This is a genomic window from Actinomadura sp. GC306, from assembly GCF_004348665.1.
GTDB lineage: Bacteria > Actinomycetota > Actinomycetes > Streptosporangiales > Streptosporangiaceae > Spirillospora.
Genome location: NZ_SMKM01000023.1, coordinates 24,256 through 42,949, shown reverse-complemented (window position 1 = coordinate 42,949; position 18,694 = coordinate 24,256). Strand labels below are relative to the sequence as shown.

The 18,694-nt window shown below is 75.2% G+C and carries 18 protein-coding genes; 9 read left to right on the top strand and 9 right to left on the bottom strand.

Annotation, left to right across the window (positions count from 1 at the left end):
• Positions 1-131: 131 nt before the first annotated feature.
• Together E1200_RS06015 and E1200_RS06010 are read right to left on the bottom strand one after the other, a co-directional pair.
• Positions 132-398 (bottom strand): hypothetical protein, encoded by a 267-nt coding sequence (locus E1200_RS06015; protein ID WP_131950785.1) that lies wholly within the window; start codon positions 396-398, stop codon positions 132-134.
• Between the two features lie 143 nt (positions 399-541).
• Positions 542-964 (bottom strand): ATP-binding protein, encoded by a 423-nt coding sequence (locus tag E1200_RS06010; protein WP_207933202.1) that lies wholly within the window; start codon positions 962-964, stop codon positions 542-544.
• A gap of 516 nt (positions 965-1,480) precedes the next feature.
• Here E1200_RS06010 and E1200_RS06005 point away from each other — a divergent pair.
• Positions 1,481-2,371 (top strand): helix-turn-helix transcriptional regulator, encoded by an 891-nt coding sequence (locus E1200_RS06005; protein ID WP_165950213.1) that lies wholly within the window; start codon positions 1,481-1,483, stop codon positions 2,369-2,371.
• Between the two features lie 18 nt (positions 2,372-2,389).
• The gene (locus E1200_RS06000; protein ID WP_131950783.1) at positions 2,390-2,593 is read left to right on the top strand and encodes a DUF397 domain-containing protein; all 204 of its coding nucleotides are present in this window, start codon (positions 2,390-2,392) and stop codon (positions 2,591-2,593) included.
• Between the two features lie 141 nt (positions 2,594-2,734).
• Here the strand turns inward: E1200_RS06000 and E1200_RS05995 are convergent, their stop codons facing one another.
• Genes E1200_RS05995 through E1200_RS05970 form a run of 6 tightly spaced genes read right to left on the bottom strand, consistent with a single transcriptional unit; the run spans position 2,735 to position 9,374 of the window.
• Entirely contained in the window at positions 2,735-3,457 is a 723-nt protein-coding gene (locus tag E1200_RS05995) for a neocarzinostatin apoprotein domain-containing protein (RefSeq protein WP_131950782.1), read from the bottom strand.
• A gap of 10 nt (positions 3,458-3,467) precedes the next feature.
• Positions 3,468-4,058 (bottom strand): neocarzinostatin apoprotein domain-containing protein, encoded by a 591-nt coding sequence (locus E1200_RS05990; protein ID WP_131950781.1) that lies wholly within the window; start codon positions 4,056-4,058, stop codon positions 3,468-3,470.
• Entirely contained in the window at positions 4,055-5,896 is a 1,842-nt protein-coding gene (locus tag E1200_RS05985; RefSeq protein WP_131950780.1) for a hypothetical protein, read from the bottom strand. The genes E1200_RS05990 and E1200_RS05985 overlap by 4 nt, the downstream gene beginning before the upstream one ends.
• Positions 5,893-7,017 (bottom strand): hypothetical protein, encoded by a 1,125-nt coding sequence (locus tag E1200_RS05980; protein WP_131950779.1) that lies wholly within the window; start codon positions 7,015-7,017, stop codon positions 5,893-5,895. Before E1200_RS05980 ends, E1200_RS05985 begins: the two co-directional genes overlap by 4 nt.
• Positions 7,014-8,030: a DUF916 domain-containing protein gene (locus tag E1200_RS05975; protein WP_131950778.1), complete on the bottom strand. Its 1,017-nt coding sequence runs from the start codon at positions 8,028-8,030 to the stop codon at positions 7,014-7,016. The genes E1200_RS05980 and E1200_RS05975 overlap by 4 nt, the downstream gene beginning before the upstream one ends.
• 24 nt (positions 8,031-8,054) lie before the next feature.
• A complete protein-coding gene (locus E1200_RS05970; protein ID WP_131950777.1) occupies positions 8,055-9,374 on the bottom strand; it encodes a WxL domain-containing protein in 1,320 nt (439 codons plus the stop codon).
• 184 nt (positions 9,375-9,558) lie between these two features.
• On the opposite strand from E1200_RS05970, the gene E1200_RS05965 reads away from it, so the two are divergent.
• Both E1200_RS05965 and E1200_RS05960 read left to right on the top strand, forming a co-directional pair.
• Positions 9,559-10,233, top strand: coding sequence for a class E sortase (locus E1200_RS05965; protein WP_131950776.1), 675 nt, complete (start codon positions 9,559-9,561; stop codon positions 10,231-10,233).
• Between the two features lie 67 nt (positions 10,234-10,300).
• Complete coding sequence (locus tag E1200_RS05960; protein WP_131950775.1) at positions 10,301-11,008, top strand: hypothetical protein; 708 nt, start codon at positions 10,301-10,303, stop codon at positions 11,006-11,008.
• A 31-nt stretch (positions 11,009-11,039) separates the two neighbouring features.
• Here the strand turns inward: E1200_RS05960 and E1200_RS05955 are convergent, their stop codons facing one another.
• On the bottom strand, positions 11,040-11,864 hold the full coding sequence (locus tag E1200_RS05955; protein ID WP_243708366.1) for an IclR family transcriptional regulator: 825 nt from the start codon (positions 11,862-11,864) through the stop codon (positions 11,040-11,042).
• 159 nt (positions 11,865-12,023) lie between these two features.
• Between E1200_RS05955 and E1200_RS05950 the strand changes: the two genes are divergently transcribed.
• From E1200_RS05950 to E1200_RS05930, 5 genes are read left to right on the top strand one after another with little or no spacing between them, the layout of a single operon-like run.
• Positions 12,024-13,277 (top strand): flavin reductase, encoded by a 1,254-nt coding sequence (locus E1200_RS05950; RefSeq protein ID WP_131950774.1) that lies wholly within the window; start codon positions 12,024-12,026, stop codon positions 13,275-13,277.
• A gap of 23 nt (positions 13,278-13,300) precedes the next feature.
• A complete protein-coding gene (locus tag E1200_RS05945) occupies positions 13,301-14,581 on the top strand; it encodes an acyl-CoA dehydrogenase family protein (RefSeq protein ID WP_207933201.1) in 1,281 nt (426 codons plus the stop codon).
• Positions 14,578-16,041 carry an aldehyde dehydrogenase family protein gene (locus E1200_RS05940; RefSeq protein WP_131950773.1) on the top strand — a complete coding sequence of 488 codons (1,464 nt, stop codon included), beginning with the start codon at positions 14,578-14,580 and terminating at the stop codon, positions 16,039-16,041. The genes E1200_RS05945 and E1200_RS05940 overlap by 4 nt, the downstream gene beginning before the upstream one ends.
• Positions 16,041-17,192, top strand: coding sequence for an FAD-dependent oxidoreductase (locus tag E1200_RS05935; protein ID WP_243708365.1), 1,152 nt, complete (start codon positions 16,041-16,043; stop codon positions 17,190-17,192). The genes E1200_RS05940 and E1200_RS05935 overlap by 1 nt, the downstream gene beginning before the upstream one ends.
• A complete protein-coding gene (locus tag E1200_RS05930; protein WP_243708364.1) occupies positions 17,189-18,616 on the top strand; it encodes an aldehyde dehydrogenase family protein in 1,428 nt (475 codons plus the stop codon). Before E1200_RS05935 ends, E1200_RS05930 begins: the two co-directional genes overlap by 4 nt.
• The last annotated feature ends 78 nt before the right edge of the window (positions 18,617-18,694 follow it).

The window sequence follows — 18,694 nt, the reverse complement described above, 5'->3', positions numbered from 1 at the left end:
TATAAGAGACAGGATCAGGAGGGCGGCTCCGCCGGCCATCACCAGCGCTGAGGCGATCATGGCGTAGGTGGGCAGACCGTCCGGGCTGCCGGTGTTCGGCAGGTCACCGCCACCGGTAGTGCCGCCACCGGTCAATGCCCGCCTTCACCGGCTTGTCGCTCGTACTCGTCCCACAGCTCAAGCGCCTCGATCAGCACCTCTTCCACGTGCTCGGCCGCCGCCCGGTACGCCTGCGCCCGTCCGGCACACACCCCCGCGTCCCACACCCGGCCATGCCCCAGCCACACGCGCGCCCGCGTCGCCTCCATCTCCGCCAGTGCCCGCCATGCCCCGGCCTCTCGTGGGAAAAGCTCCAAAGCCTTGCGCGCCCCCGGCCCCGATCCACCGAACAGGAACACCGCCCGGGGGTACGGCTCTGGGAACAGGTCATCGGGCCATTGGCGATCAGGTCCTTCCCCTCCGGACTCACGATGCCCCCCGCTCCGCCGCGCCCGCTTGGCCCATCGACCCCGCAGCACCCGTACCGCTGATTCCTTCCTGCTCATCGCGTCACCTCGAACCACACCGTGAACCGGCCGTCGCCGCCCGGCAGCGTCCCCCACCGGTCCGCCAGCCCGTTCACCACGAGCAGCCCCCGCCCATGCTCGTCCCAGCCCGCACCCTGTGCCGGGATTCGCGGACGCCCCGCCGAGCCGCCATCGTCCTGGATCTCCACTCGTAGGCGTTCGCGCGAGACCAGCACCGTCACCCATACCCCGCCGCCGCGCCTGCCGCTGGCGCTATGGCGGACCGCATTCGTGGCGATCTCGCTGACCATCAGGTCCACGTCGTCCAGGTCGAAGCCGTCCACGCTGCCCGCGAGCGCACCGGTCAGGGTCCGCTGCACCCGCGCCCGGACCTCCCGCACGTCCAGGACCCCGCCTGAGCACATGCGCTCGGTGTGCACTCCGTCCCAGACGATCACCGGTCCACCGACGCGATCTGCCGCGCCGCGATGAGCGTGCCGTCCGCCGCGGCCTTCTGGCCGCCGTCCCACAGGTACGACCAGCCGCCGCCGTCCTGCACGCCCAGAACCGCCATCTGGCGGGCGCCCGAACGGACCCGGACGTACAGAACCGGTTCTCCCGTGACCGGAAGAGCCAGCCAAGACCCACGCCCGAGCGCGCGCAAGTCCGTCATCAGCCGGACGAGAATCCTCAGCCGCTCCAGCTTCCCCTCGGCCGCGGCGTCCGCCCCCGCCGCCGGCGGTGTCCCGCCGTGAACCTCAGCCCGAAGACCCGGCCGCGCATGCTCCGCCGCCAACGCTTCCAAGGGGTTGCCCGTACCATCTGTCATTGGTCCGACTCCTTCCAGTCGGGCTAGGCCCCGGATTCCCCGACGTTCCAGCGTCGGTCCGGGGCCGCTTGCTCTCCCGCGTCACCCGTCCTCGCGTCGAGACGCTGCGTCAGACAGCATGCACTCATTGCGACTGTCGTGCAATATGCTCACGAAGAACAAATTGCTGATTGGAGTGATCGTGGCCGGGTCTCCGACCATGAGGCGACGCCGTCTTGCGGCGGAACTGCGACGAATACGGACAGATGCCCAGATGTCGATCACGGACGTGGTCGCTCAACTGGGCTGGCAAGGCTCAAAGCTGTCTCGAATCGAAAATCGGCAGATCGGGATCAGTACCACCGACGTCCGCAGGCTTCTCGACCTCTACGGCGTGGACGACCCGCAGCAGATACACCGCCTGGTGGAGATGGCCCGCAGGGCAAAGGAACGAGGTTGGTGGGAGTCGTACAGCGCATCGCTGCCGACCGAAACCCGGACCATGATCGGCATCGAGACCGACGCCTCGCTGATCCGCACCTACCAGCAGGCGCTCATCCCGGGCCTGCTCCAGACACATGACTACGCACGCGCCGTGATCCGCGCGGCCCGCCCTACCGACCCTCAGGAGGTCATCGACGAGCGGGTGGAGGTACGGCTTGCTCGTCAGGCACTCCTCAAAGAGAGGGAGGCCCCGCAACTGTGGGTCGTGGTCAACGAAGGAGCGATCCGGCAAGTAGTGGGGAGCCACGCGATCATGGCTGCACAACTGGAAAGCCTGATCGAAGAGCGAGACAGACTCAACGTGGTGGTGCAGGTCCTCCCGTTCGCCGCCGGAGAGCATCCGGCCATGGTCGGCTCCTTCTCGCTGTACAGCTTCCCGGCCGAGGAGCAGACGGGAGCGGTCTACATCGAGACCATGAACAGCGCATTGATCCTGGAAACGTCGCACGAGTTGGAGACCTACGCAGACGCCTTCGACCGCCTCCGCGCGGCGGCGCTGTCCCCCAGAGACAGTCAGGACCTCATACGCGCTCTTGCGGCAGATACGATTTAGCCGCAGGAAGGAGCGCGCATGCGACCAAACCCGACCACGGTGAAGTGGCGGACAAGCAGCTACAGCGGGGGGACTGGAGACTGCGTCGAGGTAGCCGACCTGATGGCGAACGTCGCAGTGCGCGACAGCAAGGACCCGGACGCCGGGCACCTCACCTTCACCGTGCGCACCTGGACGGCGTTCATGGCCGAGGTACGGGACGGCCGGTTCAACCTCCCGTGAGCTAGCCGGCCAGGGAGCCCACCCCCGCACGCCTCCGCTCAACCTTGTCGTCGGCGGGGGGACCGTTGACTTGCGGCGTGTTGTTGTTATCCGGCTCGTCATAACAACAACACGCCGCAAGTCAACGAACTCGGGGGCGGGTCAGGAGTGGTCGCGGCGGCGGCGGGGGATGATCAGCAGGGCTGCGCCGCCGGCCATCACCAGTGCTGAGGCGATCATGGCGTAGGTGGGCAGGCCGTCCGGGCTGCCGGTGTTCGGGAGGTCGCCGCCGCCGGTGGTGCCGCCGCCACCGCCGCCCGAGCCGGTGCCGTCGCCCGTGCCGCCGCCGGAGCCGTCATCGTCGCCGCCACCGCCACCGCCGCCTCCGCCGCCGGTGAAGGTGAGCGGGATCTCGGCGGTGTTCGGGCCCTGGTTGCCGGGGGCGGTGACGGCCAGGACGCAGGCGCCGGCCTTGGCGGTGCAGTCGGCGCCGCCCGCCTCGGCGACGAGCTTGATCTTGGCGTCCTTGGAGCCGTCCTTGGTCACGAAGTTGCCCTGGGCGTCGGTGGCCCCGAGGATCGCGCCCCCGGTGTCCTGCCCCGCGCAGTCGTTGGGGAGCTTGGGTCCGGGCTTGCACTGGCCCAGCGTCACGAAGGTCTCGTTGGGGCTCATGCCGGTCACCTGGACGGTGATCGTGTCGCCGACCTTGAGCCCGGTGGTCTTGCTCGCGTTGATCTGCGGTGCGGCCAGCGCGGGCGGCGCGAACGCCAGGACGCAGGCCCCGGCCAGCGCGGCCACGGCGCCGGCACGCCTCCCGAATCCGGCGGAGCCGGTCCGGGGGGTGCGGGGGGTCGCCCCCCCTCGGATGATTCTGTCTCCGGTCACGGCTTGCTCCTTATAGTTGTCTGCTGCGGCGTTGGACTACGGTGACGACTCCCCCGGCGAGGACGAGGAGCGCGACGGTGGCGGCCCAGAGCGGTGTCGAGGGGCCTCCGGTGCCCGGCTCGTCCGCGGCGGCGGGCGCCGCGGAGGTCCGCACGGCGGTGCCGCCCTTGAACGACGAGCCCTTGAAGCCCACGTGGACGACCGCGGTGTTGGTGTCGTAGACGGCGTCCGGCACGGTGCCCGGCAGCGGCCCGGCGCCGATGACGCACTGGCGGGTCATGCAGTCGATGCCGCTGAACTCGGGACGGGCCTTGAGCGTGACCTTGGGCAGCGCCCCGTGCGCGTCGATGTTGACGAAGGTCGCGCCGCCACCGAGGTCGCAGTCCTTGAGCCCGTTGGTGTAGCCCTCCCGGCAGAGCCCGACGGCGACCGCCTTCAGGCCGGGCCGGAACCCGGTCCCGGTAACGGTGATCGTCTCGCCGGGGGTGAGGTCGGCGGAGCGGCTGACGTGCAGCTCGGGCGCGGGCGGCGCGGCCGTCCCGGCCGGGGCGGCCGGGGCGGCCGGGACGAGCGCCAGCGCGGCGAGCACGATGCGGATCACGGGACGGGACCTCCGGTGCTGGCGGCCACGGCCGGCGGGTGCGGTTCGTCGTGCGCCGGGACGGGGACCTCCGCGACGCGGCCGGGCTCGACGGTGTAGGCGCGGTGGACGAGCGCGAGGATCTCCGGGGTGGCCGGTCCGGCGACGACCACGGCGGTGCCGGCGGCGGCGAGCCGGCGCAGCACGGCGTGCGCGGCGGTGGCGCCCGGGCCGCCCGCGATGCCGTCCAGCAGCAGGAGCCGGGGCCGGGTGAGCAGCGCCTCGGCGAGCGAGAGCAGCGCCTTCGGCGCGGCGGGAAGCGTCCCCGCGGGTTCACCGCCCAGTTTGCGGAGCGAGGGGAAGACGTCCAGGACGGAGTGCGCGGCGGCCTCGGGGTCGGTGTGGCCCATCGCGCGGGCGTGCCCGGCCAGCCCCGCCGCGACCGGCGCCTCCCCGGGAGCACGCGGTTCGGGGCCCGCGTGGTGGCACAGGCCCAGCGCCATGCGCTGCCCGGCGTCGAGCGCGGTCAGGTCGGCGCCGCCCAGCACGATCCTGCCCTTGCAGGGCGTCCCGCCGGCGAGGGCGGCGGCGAGCGTGCCCGCGCCGGGGCCGGACAGCGCGACGATCTCGCCCGCCGCCATCCGCAGCCGCACCCGGCTCAGCCGGACCGGGCCGCGGGTGACCGACAGGTCCCGGACGTCGAGGAACGGCGGCGGCTGCGCGCTGCCGGGGCCGCGCACGCGCAGCGCCAGCAGCGCGCCGAGGATCGGCGGCAGTGCCGTCAGCGTCAGCGCGGACCCTTCGGCGAGCAGCCCGCGCAGGATCGCCGCGCAGCCGAGACCGGCGAGACCGCCGACCGCCGCCGCGATCCCGGTGAGACCGGCCGCTGCCAGAAGGCGCGGTTCTGGCAGCGGCCGGAGCACTGCGGCGTCGAGGGCGGCGACGGCCAGGCACGCGGCGGGCAGGGCGACGGCGAACCCGGCCGCGAGCGCGGCCGGGCCGGGGGCGCTCGCCATCAGGACCGGCGCGGCTGCGCCCGCGAGCAGCAGCCACGGGACGGTCTGCGGCGTCCCGGCCGTGCGGCGGCCGAGGACGACGAGCGCGACGGCCGGGAGCAGCGCCCACGCCAGGTGCCGGACGGGTTCGTCCCCGATCAGGTTCCAGCGGAAGGTGAGCAGGTGCAGCCCGCCCATGAGCGGCGCCCCCACCACCCAGCCGGCGAGCAGGTACACGGGGAGGGACGCCTTGACCTCGGGGAGGCGGGCCACGTCCCGTACCCGCGCGACGGGCCGGCCGGCCTCCGCGGGCGCCTCGCGCAGGAGCAGGGCGGCCGCGGCGGCGAGCGCGGCGGCGCAGCAGCCCGCGATCAGCAGCGCCGACCCGGGCTCGGCGGACCGGAACACCGCGATCCAGGCCGCGGCGGCGAGGCCCGCGAGCGCGGCGGCCTGCCCGAGCGCGGGCCGACCGGCCGACCGGGCGGCGTGCGCCCTCGGCACGGCGAGCAGCGGCCCCGCGAGGGCGCCCGCCACCATCAGCGCGGTGGCGAAGACGGGGACGGCCGGGACGAGCCCCGCCAGCGCGACGGTGAGCCCGGCCAGCGCGCCGCACACCGCCGCCGCCCGGCCGGGGCGCCGCCGCCCGGCCGTCCACAGCAGCGGGAAAAGCGCCGCGCAGGCGAGCAGCAGGCCCGTGAGCGCCATGTAGGTGACCACGTCGCCGGGGACCTTCACCACGCCGCCGAGCGCGTCGGTGAGCAGCAGCACCGTCCCGCCCGCCAGTGGTCCGGCGACGGCCAGCACGATCGGCCCGGCGACGCGGGGAGGGGCGGGGTCGGTGACGGGCGGGAGCGGGAGCGTCATACCGCCTCTCCCCTCGGCGGGGCGAGGAACCGGTCCAGCGCCTCGGCGTCGACGGGTTCGAGGACCTCGCCGCTGCGCCGTTCCAGGTAGCCGATCAGCTCGGCGCGGTCGACCACGTACGCGCCGCTCGGCGACGGCGCCACCGAGTCCAGGTAGCCGAGCACGTCGGTGAGCTCCACCGCCGGGGCGGCGCTCGGCGCCACCGGGTGGTGGACGGGCGCCGCCGCCGCGCGGCGGCGCCTGCGGCGGCGCTCCGCCGCCCAGCGGCCGAGCGCCAGCCGGATGCCGAACAGCAGGAGCAGCGCGGCCAGCAGGTTCGCGCCGAGCAGGCCCCAGGGGTAGGTGCTGAACGTCGTCTCGAACGGGACGGACCCGGCGTACCGCCCGCCGACCACGAACTGCCCGAAGGCCGCCGGCGGCAGCTCCACCGGGATCCGGTACGTGGCGGTCTGGCCGGGTTGCAGGGTACCGGTCCGCGGCGCGTCGAGCGGGCTGTCGGGGGTGTCCTCGGCGCCCCAGCCGACGACCAGCGGGGCGTTCTCGATGGGTTCGGCGCCCGAGTTGCGGATCCGGAGCAGCAGGGTCCGGCGCGGCCTGCCGCCGAACAGCTCGGCGCGGTCCCCGCCGCCGACGACGTCCAGGCCGACGACGTCGGCGCGGACGGGCACGACGTCCCGGACGATCCGCTCGACGGGGTGCCCCTCGACGGTGAACCGCGCCGTCGCGGTCGCGGCCGGGCCCGTCCCGCCGGGCAGGGTGCCGACCCGGACGACGCAGGGGCACGCGACGGGCGGCGCGCCCACGGTGAGGCCCGCCTCGAACGTCCCGGCCGGGGCGACCATCGCGGTGACGGCGCGCTCGGTGTCGCAGTCGGCCGAGCCGTGCACCGCGTTCGCGCCGCAGACCTGGACCTGCACGGTCGCGCCCGGCGTCCAGGAGCTGCCGCGCACCAGGGCGGTCGTGCCCGCGGCGGCGGCGCCGGGCTCCACGCTCACCCCGGGCTCGGCCGCACGGGCGGGCGCGGCCGAGGCGGGCGCGGCCGAGACAGGCGCGGACACCGCGGGCTGGACGGCCACCGCCGCGGCGGCGGCGAGCAGCACGGCGATCGTTCGGAGCCTCACATGAACACCCCCGTCTCACCGGAGGTCAGCCCCGCCCGTTCCCGCCAGCGGCGGATCAGCCGGGGCAGGACGGACCACACCACGAACACGGTGCCCGCGAGGACGAGCAGCGCCGCCCAGGGCACCGCCGTGAACCGGGTCTGCGTGCGGACGTCGATGCCGCCCGCGGCGGTCAGCTCGACCCGCACGGTGACCCGGTCGAGGGCGGGCGGGCCGTCCCAGGGCAGCGTGATCTCGGTCCGCTCGCCGGGCAGGATCTCCGGGATGCGCCGGTCGGGCCACCGCTTGACCTCGCGGCCGAACACGCCGGTGGCCCGGACGCGGGCGGTCGGGGAGATCCGCTGGTTGCCGGTGTTGACGATGGTGTAGCGGACCGTCCCGCGCCCGCTCCGCACGAACGGGACGAGCGGCTCGGTGCGGGCGACGCCGAGCCCGTCGGCGCGCATGCCGGGCGTCAGCGGGCCGGTGACCCGCAGGTACACGCGGGCGCCGACGGCGCGCCGGATGCCGACGCGGGCGCCGCCGCTCTCCTGGACGCTCTCGACGGCCGTGTTCAGCGCGACGATCCCGCCGATGTGCTCGCCGGGCGTCGCGTTGCCGGGGACCTTCAGCGTGAAGGGGATCTCCCTGGCCTTACCGCCGGGGATCTTCGGCGACGCGGCCTTCAGCGAGATCCAGGCGCCGACGTCGCTGGACGTCTCCTCGGCCGAGCGCAGCGCGAACCCGGCGTCGCGGGGGGTGTTGTAGGCGTCGGTCCCGTACACCTTGAAGGAGATGGGCGCCTCGGTGAGGTTGGTGATGCGGACGACGTCCCGGACGGTGGCGCCGGCGGGGGCCTCGAACGAGAAGAAGGGGCGTGCCGCCGGGGCGGCGCTGCGGTTCGCGGGTCCCACCGACCATGCGCCGTTCCCCGTCGCGGGGCCGGGCGCCGCGGCGGCGGCGCCGGGCACGGCGGTCACCGCGGCCAGGCCCGCCGCCGCCGCGGCGGCGGCGATCCGGAGCAGGGGACTCATCGATCACCTCGTGCGGCCGGGCGGTCAGGACAGGGTGAGGGTGAGGACGGCGGTGTAGCGCCCGGCGCCCGTGAGCGGCGGGACGGTGAGGTTGAGGCCGGCCCCTGCGGAGAACGTCCCGCCGACGACCTGGCCGGTGCCGCCGGGCGCGGTGCACAGCGTCGCGGCGGTGGTGGTGTCGAGCGGTCCCGCGCTGCCGGGGGTGACGGCGCTGGCGCCGGGCGCGGCGGTGCAGGCCGGCGTCCAGGAGAGGTTCCCGGCCGGGATCTTCGTGCCGGCGGACGAGGTGAAGTCGGTGAGGGTGCCGGTGAGCGACCAGCCGGCGGTGCCGCCGCGCGCGTCGATGACCTCGACCCGCTTGAGCGAGCCGGTGGCGGACTGCTCGGTGCCGTTCAGGGTGACCGGGGTGAGCTCCACCTCGCCCGCCTCGCGGGACATGGTGAGCGGGCCGCCGTTGACGGTGAGGTTGATCTGCTGCTCGCCGCACCGGTCCGGGTCCTCGTCCGCGCACGCGCCGGTCGGCGGCGGCGTCTTCTCGGTGACGGTCAGCGGCACGCGCGTGCTCGCCTCGCCCTGCGCGACGACGATCGTGCGGGGGCCCGGCGCGGCGGCCTCGGCGATGGTCACTGAGCCGGTGAGCTTCCCGGCGGCATCGGCGGACGCGGTCACGGCGGTCAGGTCGTCCGGCATGCACGCGGCCCCGGCGGCGTCGCAGAGCGCCACCTCTACAGCGCCCGGCTGCCAGCCCGAGCCGGTAAGGGTGACGGTGCCGCCCTGGACGACGTTCGGGGGGCTGACCGACGCGCCCGGCCCGCCCGCGGTGACGTCGATCGTCGCGAGGTGCCCGGGGGTGCTCTTGGGCGTGCAGGCGATGGTGGCCTGCGCCCCGGCCTCGGCGACGACCGTCAGCCCGGCGGGGGCGATCCGCACCTGGCCGGAGCCGGTGAGGGTGAGTTCGCCGGAGACCTTGCCGATCGGGAGCTCGCCGTAGGCGGGGATCGGCCCGGTCCGCTTCGGCGCGCTGATCGGCACGGACCCGGACTGCGCGCCGGAGACGGCGAGCGTGCCGGACGTGACCCAGGAGTTGACCGGCAGCGGCGCCACACCGGGCATGTCGGAGAAGTCGGCCTCGACGGTCACCGTGTCCCCGGCGCCGGCCGAGGCGGGCGCGGTGATCGTCACGGTCGCGTCGTAGTCGAACACGGAACCGAAGATCTGGCACTGGTAGGGGACCTGTCCGGTGGCGGCGTACGCGGTGCCCGCCTGCATCGCGGGAGCCGCGACGGCGCCCGCCGCGGTGATCACCGCCGCGGCTCCGCGCAGGGCCGTGCGTGTGCGTCTCATCTGCCGCTGCTCCTCACTCCCGGCCATGCGCAGCTTTGTTTCTCATCGGGAAACAAAGTTTCGCAGGACGGACATAGCGAAACCGCACCGGAGCGGCGCTGTCAAGGCCCGTGAGCGGGCGGCAACCCAATCGTTTCACTGAGGGGATCGCCGTTTCCCTACCGAAGGGTTACGGTTTCCGACCATGCGCACGGTGCTGCGGAGCCTGGCGGAGCTGTCGATGACGGCCGGCCTCGTCCTCGCCATGTTCGTCGGCTACCTGGCCTGGGGCACCGGCCAGTACACCCACCGGGAGCAGGGCGACCTGCACAGCGAGCTGGAACGGCGCTGGAACGCGACCCAGACGCGCAGGCTCGCGGCGGCCGGGCCGCAGCGCGTGGGCGGGGGCGCGAGCGCGGCCGCCGCGCCCGCCGCCGGGGAGGCGTACGCGCTGATCCGCGTCCCGAAGTTCGGGCCGTCCTACCGGTACGCGGTGGTGGAGGGCGTGGGGACGGCCGACCTGCGCCGGGGCCCCGGGCACTACCCGGGGACGGCCGAGCCGGGCCAGGTCGGCAACATGGCGATCGCGGGCCACCGCACCACCTACGGCGGGCCGTTCGAGCGCAACGGCGAGCTGGCCCGCGGCGACGAGATCCTCATCGACACCGCCGCCACGACGTTCGTCTACCGCGTGACGCGGCGCATCGTGGTGCGGCCGAGCCGGACCGACGTGACCGCGCCGGTGCCGGGCAAGCCGGGGCGCAGGCCGCGCAAGGCGATGCTCACGCTCACCACCTGCCATCCGAAGTTCTCCGCCGCCTACCGCCTCGTCGTCTTCGCCGAGCTGGCGGGCCGCCGGGCGCGCACCGCGGCGGCCTGATCCGCCGTTCCACCTCTCGTGTTACCGTTCCCCACGTTGAAACAGTGTTTCCATATGGGGAGGTGCCGTGGGAGCGCACGCGCACGGCTGGTGGATCCTGCTGCACCTGGTGCTCTTCGTCTTCTGGCTGGGCGGTGACCTCGGCGTCTTCTACTCCAGCCGGTACGTCCTCAAGCCCGACCTGACCCCCGCCGCCCGCGCCACCGCGCTCAGCGTGATGAGCGGGCTCGACCTCGGCCCGAAGATCTGCCTCGTGCTGTTCCTGCCGAGCGGCGTCACGCTCATGGCGCTGGACCCGCACGGCGCCGAGCTGTTCGGCATGCCCCTCTTCGGCTGGTGGCAGGTCGTGCTCGTCTGGCTGCTGGCCCTGGGCTGGCTCGCCGCCACGATCGCCGACCACCGCACGCACGGGCGCTTCCCGTGGGTGCGCCGCGCCGACTGGGCGGTCCGGATCGGGCTGGTCGCCGCGCTCGCCGCCGTGTCCGCCTACACGCTGCTCGCCGACCGGCCGTTCGGCGTCACCACCGACCCGCGCTGGCTCGGCGGCAAGATCGCCCTCTACACCGCCGCCATCGCCTGCGGGCTCGGCATCCGGCTCACGCTGCGCCCCTTCGGGCCCGCGTTCGGCGCGCTGATGAGCGGCGGCTCCACCCCGGAAGTGGAGCGGACGCTGAAGCGCGCCGTGGACGGCTGCCTGCCGTACGTGTTCGGCATCTGGGCGTCGGTCCTGGGCGCCGCCGTCCTCGGCGTGCTCAAGCCCGGCGCCGACCTGTGACGCGGGGCCGGCCCGCGAGGTGAGCGGCGGGTCAGCCGCCGCCGTGGCCGAGCTTCCCGGAGACGCGCGCCGCGGCCTCCATCACCGGCGGCGCGCACTCGGCCAGCCGGGGCCGGAACCGGGTCTGCGGGCCGGCCACGGAGAGCGCCGCGATCACCCGGCCGTCGTGGTCGAAGACCGGCGCGGCGACCGAGGCCGTGCCCTCCTGGCGCTCGCCCTGGGACGAGGCGTAGCCGCGCTTGCGGATCGCGGCGAGCTCCTTGCGCAGGCGGTCCTCGTCCACGATCGTCCGGTCGGTCAGCGCCTCCAGCCCGTGCCGGCCGAGCAGCGCGCCGACCTCGGCCTCGTCCAGGAAGGCCAGGATCGCCTTGGACGAGCTGCCCGCGTGCAGCGGGTACGGGATGCCGAGGCTGACCTCGACCCGGAGCTCGTGCGGCGGCACGACCTGGTCCACGTAGAGCCGGGTGTCGCCGCGGCGGATCGACAGGGTGGCGGTCTCCCCGAGCTGCTGGGCGAGGCGGCGCAGCTCCGGCGCCGCGAGGGCGCGCAGGTCCATCCGGGCGAGGTAGGCGCGGCCGAGCGCGATCGCGGCGTGCCCGAGCGCGTACCGGCGGGTCACCGGGTCGACGGCGATCAAGTCGCGGCTGCGCAGCGCGGTGAGGATGCGGTGCACGGCGGCCTTGGTCAGCCCGAGCTCGGTGGCGATCTCGGTCACCCCGAGGTCCGGCCGGCCGCTGCGGCCGAACAGCAGCAGGACGTCCATCGCGCGCTCGACGGCGGCGATCGACCGGCTCTGCCCCTCGCCCTCCTCGGCGGCGGGCGCGGAGACGCTCCGGGAGGTCGCGTTACGCGACACGGCGGTTCCTTCCGACGGGGTGGGTTCAGCCGAAGTCTAGGCCATCGCGTTTCCCTTGCCGGAACACTTGTCACCGCCGGGGGCGTTGACACCCGCTCCGCACCGTCGTTACCGTGAGTGGGACGGTGTTTCCGTTAGCGAAACGAAGGGCACGGTGCCGTGGCGGTCGACGCACAGACCTTCCGTTCGGTGCTCGGCCAGTGGCCGACCGGCGTCGCCGTGGTCACCACCACCTCCGGGGACGGCTGGCACGGCATGACCGCCGGCTCGTTCTGCAGCGTCAGCCTCGACCCGCCCCTCGTCCTGGTCTGCCTGGCCCGCGACATCCACACGCACGCGCTCGTCGAGCGCAGCGGCGTCTTCGCGGTCAGCGTCCTCGGCAAGGACCAGGCGCACATCGGCCACCGGTTCGCCGGGCGCGAGACCGGCGACCGGTTCGCGCGCGGCACCTGGACCCCCGCCCCCGGCGGCGCGCCCGTGCTGGCGGAGGCGCTCGCCTGGCTCGACTGCCGGGTGGCCCACGCGTACCCGGGCGGCGACCACACCATCTTCGTCGGCGAGGTGCTCACCGCCGAGACGCGGCGGCGCACAGCACCGCTGCTGTTCCACTCCCGCGCCTGGGGCCAGCTGGCCGACCCGCTGCCGGACGAGGTGACGATCGCCGACACCGGGCTCGCCGCCGCGCTGCACCGCCGGCTCACCGCCTCCGGCAGCGCACCCGCCCGCGTCACCCGGGCCGGCGCCGCCCGGCTGCTGGAGTCGGTCCGCGCGGCGGGCGTCCGCGTCCGCACTCCGGTGCCGCCCGGCCCGCACCTCAACGGCGCGGCGGACTCCGGCCGGTCCTGGTCGACCCTGGTCGAGGACGCGGCGGCCCTCGCGCACGTCCCCCGCGACTCGCCGGTGACGGCCGAGATCGTGGACGGGCCGGCCGCGCCCCGGCTGATCGAGGCGGCCCGCGCCCGCGGCCTGGCGGTGGTCGGCCGGGTGAGCGACGTCTTCGCCCCCGCCCGCGAGGCCGCCGTGCTCGCCGCGGTCGACCGGCTCGCCGCCGCCGGATGCGCCGAGATCGCGCTCGACGAGGGCGCGACGGCCGCCTCGCCGCTGCTCGTCCGCCACGTGCTGCAGGAGGCGGTGGCGCGGGCCCGGCCGGTGCCGCTGCGGGTGCGGCTGCGCGAGGCGTACGGGCTCGGCCTCGCCAACGCGCTGACCGCGATGAAGAGCGGCGTGCGGAGCTTCGACGTGACGCTCGGCGGTATCGACGGCGGCCTGTGCGCCGAGGACCTGCTGTACCTGGCCGGCCGGCTCGACGTCGCCACCCCGATCGACAGGGCCGCCCTGGTGGCCGCCGCCGCGGACCTGGAGGCGCTGTGGGGGTCGGCCCTGCCGGGCCGCACCTACCGGGCCGCCTCCTGACCAGTTGGAAGGGAATGCAGCCGATGACCCAGCCGAGGACGCCGACCGGCGCACGGCTCGTGGAGCAGATGACCGACGCCGAGCGGGAGCGGGCGGAGCGCGTGGAGGCCGTGCTGCCGCGGCTGCGCGAGGCCGCCGCGGCGGCGGACGCCGCCGCCGAGTTCCCGTCCGGGCACGTGGCGCTGCTGCGCGACGCCGGGCTGCTCGGCCTCGTGGTGCCCGCCGAGTACGGCGGGCTCGGCGGCGGCCTGCGCGACCTGGCCGCCGCCACCTACGCGATGGGCACGGCCTGCCCGTCCACCGCGCTGTCGTACTTCTTCCACAACACCAGCGCCTCGCGCGGGCTGCTGCCGCTGGAGGCCATCGACGCCGGGCTGTTCGAGGGCGACGAGGTCAAGCCCGTGCGGGCGTTCGCCGAGAAGGTGCTGAACCGGATGGCCACCGGGACGTGGATGGCGAACTTCGCGAGCGAGGAGGTCAAGTCCTCCAGCGCCAACATCGCGATCGCGACCACCGCGTCCCCCGCCGAGGGCGGCTGGCTGCTCAACGGCGTGAAGTCGTTCGGCTGCGCGACCGGCGTCGCCGACACCTACCTGGTGACCGCCCGGCTCGACGGCACCACCGACGCGGACGGGCTGGCGCTGTTCCTGGTGCCGCGCGAGGCGCCCGGCGTCGTCTCCCGCGAGCCGTGGAACGGTCTCGGGATGCGGGCCTCCAACAACCACGGCGTGACGCTCACCGACGTGTTCATCCCGGCGGAGGAGGCGCTGACCGTCCCCGGCGCGTTCGTGCGGATGCTGCGGATGAGCCGCGGCAGCTTCGTCGGCAACCAGCTCGCCATCGCGGCCTGCTACCTGGGCGCGACGCAGAACGCCTACGACTTCGCCGTGGAGCGGCTCACCCGGCGGACCTTCGCCGACTCCGGCCGGCCGATCGCGTCCTCGCCGATGCACCAGGTGATCATCGGGGACATGACCGAGCGGCTGGAGACGGCCTACCTGTGGATCCGCCGGCAGCTGGAGCTGGAGACCTCCGAGCCGCCGCTGCTGCCGAAGAGCGATGTCTACCGGCAGTGGCGGATCGCCAAGGGCGACATCACCGAGGCGTGCTTCCAGGTCGTCATGGGCGCGTTCAAGGCGTGCGGCACCTCCGCCGCCACGATGGACGGGGTGATCGGGCGCGCGATGCGCGACCTCGCGATGGGGCTGGTGATGACCTTCCCGGCCGAGCGCGGCCGGCTCGAAGCGGCGCAGGTCATCACGGAGCACAAGGAGAACGAGCTGTTCGCGAGCGTCCAGCGGTGACCGCCCCGCAACGAGCCCCGCACCGGGATCTGGTGGCCGGGCTGTGGGCCGCCGCGCCCGGTGCCGGGCCCGTCCTGGAGGACCCGGCGACCGGCGCGGAGCTCGGACCCGCCCCCGTCACCGGCGGCGAGCGGGTGGAGCGGGCGCTGGCCGCGGCCGGCGAGGCGGCGGACGGCTGGGCCGCGCGCCCCGCCGCCGAGCGCGCCGACCTGCTGGACGCCGTCGCCGCCGCACTCGAACCGGTGACCGGCGAGATCGCCGCCCTGGAGGCGGCGGCCACCGGCGTCCCGATCCGGCAGGCGGCCCCGCTCGGCGTCATCGTGTCCGGGTCGTTCCGGCTGGCGGCCGAGCAGCTGCGCGGCGGCGGGCTGGCGACGTCCTTCACCCGCGAGGACGGCCGGGCGGCCGAGGTGCGGCGGCTGCCGTGGGGGCCGGCGCTGTGCCTGGTCCCGTGGAACGCGCCCGCGCCGATGGCCGCGCACAAGGTGGCCAACGCGCTCGCCGCGGGCTGCCCCGCCGTCCTCAAGCCCAGCGAGTACGCGCCGTACGGGGCGCAGCGGTTCGCCGAGGTCGCCGCCGCCGTCCTCGCGGACGGGGGCGTGCCCGGCGGGGTCTTCCAGCTCGTCCACGGCACCGGGGAGACCGGCGCGCGGCTGACCGCCGACCCGCGGATCCGCGCGGTGTCGTTCACCGGCGGCGCCGCGGGCGGCCGGGCGGTCGCCGCCGCCTGCGCCGCCGGGATCAAGCCCGTCCAGCTGGAGCTCGGCGGCGACAATCCGCTGATCGTCATGCCGGACGCCGACATCGGCCGCGCCGCGCGGACCGCCGTGGACCTGCTCACCACGCTCAACGGCCAGTGGTGCCGGGCGCTCGGCAGGCTCATCGTGCCCGAGGCGCTGCGGGACGCGCTGCTGGACGCGATCGGCGAGCGGCTCGCGGCGCTGCGCGCGGGCCCGCCGCTGGACGAGGCCACCGACCTCGGCCCGCTGGTGCACTCGCGGCACCGCGACCTGGTCGCCGGCCGGCGGGACGCGCTCGGCGGGCGGATCCTGTCCACCACCAAGGTGCCGGACGAGGGCAACTACCTGGCGCCCGCGCTCGTCACGGGCGTGGACCCCGGCGACGCCACCGAGGAGATCTTCGGTCCCGTCGCCACCGTCCACCCCTACCGGACGCTGGACGAGGCCGTTGCCCTGGCCAACGGCACCGCGTACGGGCTGGAAGGGTACGTGGCCGGCACCGACGAGGACGCGGCGCTCGCCGTGGCGCGGCGCGTCCGCGCCGGGGAGGTGAAGGTCAACGGGTCCAGCGTGCTGAGCCTGCACCTGTTCGCGCCCCGTCCCGCGTGGGGCGCGTCCGGGCTGGGCGAGGAGGGCACGGCGGAGACCCTGCGGTTCTTCACCAACCCGCGGGTCGTCGGCGTGGAGGACGGGTTCGCCCTGCACTCCCGGGAGCCGTGATGGAGCCCGTGCTGGAGCCTGTGCTGGTGGCCGGGGCCGGGCCGGTCGGGCTCACCGCGGCACTCGCGCTGGCACGCCGCGGCGTCCCGGTCACCGTGCTGGAGGCGGAGCCGGAACTCGCCGCGGAGTCGCGTGCGTCCACCTTCCATCCGCCGTCGCTGGAGATGCTGGACGGGCTCGGCGTCCTCGGCCCGCTGCTGGAGCGCGGCCTCGTCTCCCGGACCTTCCAGTACCGGGAGCGGCGCGGCGGCGTCGTCGCCGAGCTGGACCTGTCGGTGCTGGCGGGCGACACGCCGTACCCGTTCCGCGTCCAGTGCGAGCAGGGCAAGCTCACCCCGATCCTGCGCGACCACCTCGTCCAGGCGGGCGGCGAGGTGCGGTTCGGCGCGGCCGTGCGCACGGTCGAGCCGGAACCCGGCGGCGTGACGGTGACGACGTCCGCCGGCGAGCGGGTGCGCGGCGGCTGGCTGATCGGCGCGGACGGCGCCGGCTCGGCGGTGCGGCAGGATCTCGGCATCGCCTTCGAGGGCATGACCTACCCGGAGCGGTTCCTGGTCGCCTCCACCCGGACCGCCGTCGAGGACCTGCTGCCCGGCATCGCCGCGGTGAACTACGTCTTCGACCCCGGCGAGTGGCTGGTGCTGCTGCGCACCCCGGACCACTGGCGGGTCCTGTTCCCCACCCCGGAGGGCACCCCCGACGCCGAGGAGCTGGCGCGGCTCCCCGAGCGGCTGCGCGGGGTCGCCGACGCCCCCTGGGACGTCGCGCACGCCAGCCTGTACCGCGTCCACCAGCGCATCGCCGCGACGTTCCGGACGGGCCGGGTGCTGCTGGCCGGGGACGCGGCGCACGTCAACAATCCGCTCGGCGGCATGGGCATGAACAGCGGCATCCACGACGCCGTCCTGCTGGCGGGCGCGCTCGCGGACGTCCTGGCGGGCGGGCCGGAGTCCGCGCTCGACGCCGCCGCCGAGGCGCGCCGCGACGTCGCGCGGTCGTTCGTCGGCCGGCTGACCCACGCCAACTGGGAGCGGATGCGCGACCCGGACGGGTACCGGGACGAGCTGCGCCGGCTGGCCGCAGACCCCGCCGAGGCGCGCCGGTACCTGCTGCGCACGTCGATGATCGCCTCCCTGCGGGACGTCGCTTGACGGCCGGTGAGATCGTCCGGGAGAACCCGGCCCGCGCGGACGAGATCGTCGGCCGGGTCCCGGTCTCGGACGAGGCCGAGGTCGACCGGGTCGTGCGGGCGGCCGAGTCCGCGCAGCGCGACTGGAGCCGCGTCCCGGCCGCGGACCGGGCCGCCGCGCTGCTGACGGCCGCCGACGCGCTCGACGCGATGCCCGGCGTCGCGGAGCTGCTGGCCCGCGAGTCCGGCAAGCCGCGCGCCGACTGCGCCGGGGAGCTGCGGTTCGCCGCCGCCTACCTGCGCTGGGCGGCGGAGCGGGCGCCCGCGGTGTTCGCGGACCGCGAGACCGACGACGCCGCCGGGCGGCTCGTCCTGCGGCACCGGCCCTACGGGGTCGTCGCGGCCATCACCCCGTGGAACGCGCCCGTCATCCTCACCCTGCTGAAGGTCGGTCCCGCGCTGGCGGCGGGCAACACGGTGGTGGTCAAGCCGTCGCCGCTCGCGCCGCTGGCGGTCACCCAGGCCATGGGGGCGTTCCCGCGTGGGCTCGTGCGGGTCGTGCACGGCCATGCCGGGACGGCGCGGGCGCTCGCCGGCCACCCCCGCGTGCACCGCGTCGCGTTCACCGGCGGCGCCGAGGCGGGCCGCGCCATCGGGACGGCCGCCGCCAAGGCGATCACGCCGACGCTGCTCGAACTCGGCGGCAACGACCCGGTCGTGCTGCTCGACGACGCGGACCTCTCGGACGCGGCGATGGACCGGCTGGTGATGGCGTCGTTCGCCACCGCGGGCCAGGTCTGCATGGCCGCCAAGCGCCTCTACGTCCCGCGGCCGCGGCTGGCCGAGTTCCGCGCCGCCTACCTGGCGGCGGCCGGGCGGACGCTCGTGCTCGGCGATCCCCTCGACGCCGCGACCACGGTCGGCCCGGTCATCTCGGGCGCGGCGGCGGACCGCGTCCGGGCGCTGGTCTCCGACGCGCGGCGGTGCGGCGGCACCGTCACCGAGCTGGGCGCCGTCGCGGCCGACCTGGACCGCGGCTACTTCGTCCGGCCCGCCCTGGTCACGGACGTGGCCGACGACGCGCGGGTGGTCGCCGACGAGCAGTTCGGCCCGGTCGTGCCGCTGCTGGCCTACGACGACGAGGACGAGGTGGTCGCGCGCGCCAACGCGGGCGACCTCGGCCTCGGCGCGTCGGTCTGGTCCGCCGACGAGGACCGGGCGTTCGCGTTCGCCCGCCGCTTCGACGCGGGCTTCACCTTCGTCAACACCCACAACCGCACCGGGATGGCGCTGCGCGCGCCGTTCGGCGGAGTGAAGCGCAGCGGGCACGGCCGCGAGTACGGCACCGAGGGCCTGCTGGAGTACGCGCAGACGTGCGCGATCCACGCCCCGGCCGCGTTCCGCGCGGGCGGCGCCGGAATGGGCGCGGGCGCCTACCCCTCCTGACCTCCGCCGGGGAGCCGCGCCGCCGATTCGCGGCACCGGGCCATTGCCTTCGCCCGTCCCGGCGTGCTTAATGGAGAG

Excerpts from the sequence above, each read along its gene's own strand:
- E1200_RS06005 (WP_165950213.1), top strand. The coding sequence starts at position 1,481 with ATGCTCACGAAGAACAAATTGCTGATTGGAGTGATCGTGGCCGGGTCT.
- E1200_RS06000 (WP_131950783.1), top strand. The coding sequence starts at position 2,390 with ATGCGACCAAACCCGACCACGGTGAAGTGGCGGACAAGCAGCTACAGC.
- E1200_RS05985 (WP_131950780.1), bottom strand. The coding sequence starts at position 5,896 with ATGACGCTCCCGCTCCCGCCCGTCACCGACCCCGCCCCTCCCCGCGTC.
- E1200_RS05975 (WP_131950778.1), bottom strand. The coding sequence starts at position 8,030 with ATGAGTCCCCTGCTCCGGATCGCCGCCGCCGCGGCGGCGGCGGGCCTG.
- E1200_RS05970 (WP_131950777.1), bottom strand. The coding sequence starts at position 9,374 with ATGAGACGCACACGCACGGCCCTGCGCGGAGCCGCGGCGGTGATCACC.
- E1200_RS05965 (WP_131950776.1), top strand. The coding sequence starts at position 9,559 with ATGCGCACGGTGCTGCGGAGCCTGGCGGAGCTGTCGATGACGGCCGGC.
- E1200_RS05945 (WP_207933201.1), top strand. The coding sequence starts at position 13,301 with ATGACCCAGCCGAGGACGCCGACCGGCGCACGGCTCGTGGAGCAGATG.
- E1200_RS05935 (WP_243708365.1), top strand. The coding sequence starts at position 16,041 with ATGGAGCCCGTGCTGGAGCCTGTGCTGGTGGCCGGGGCCGGGCCGGTC.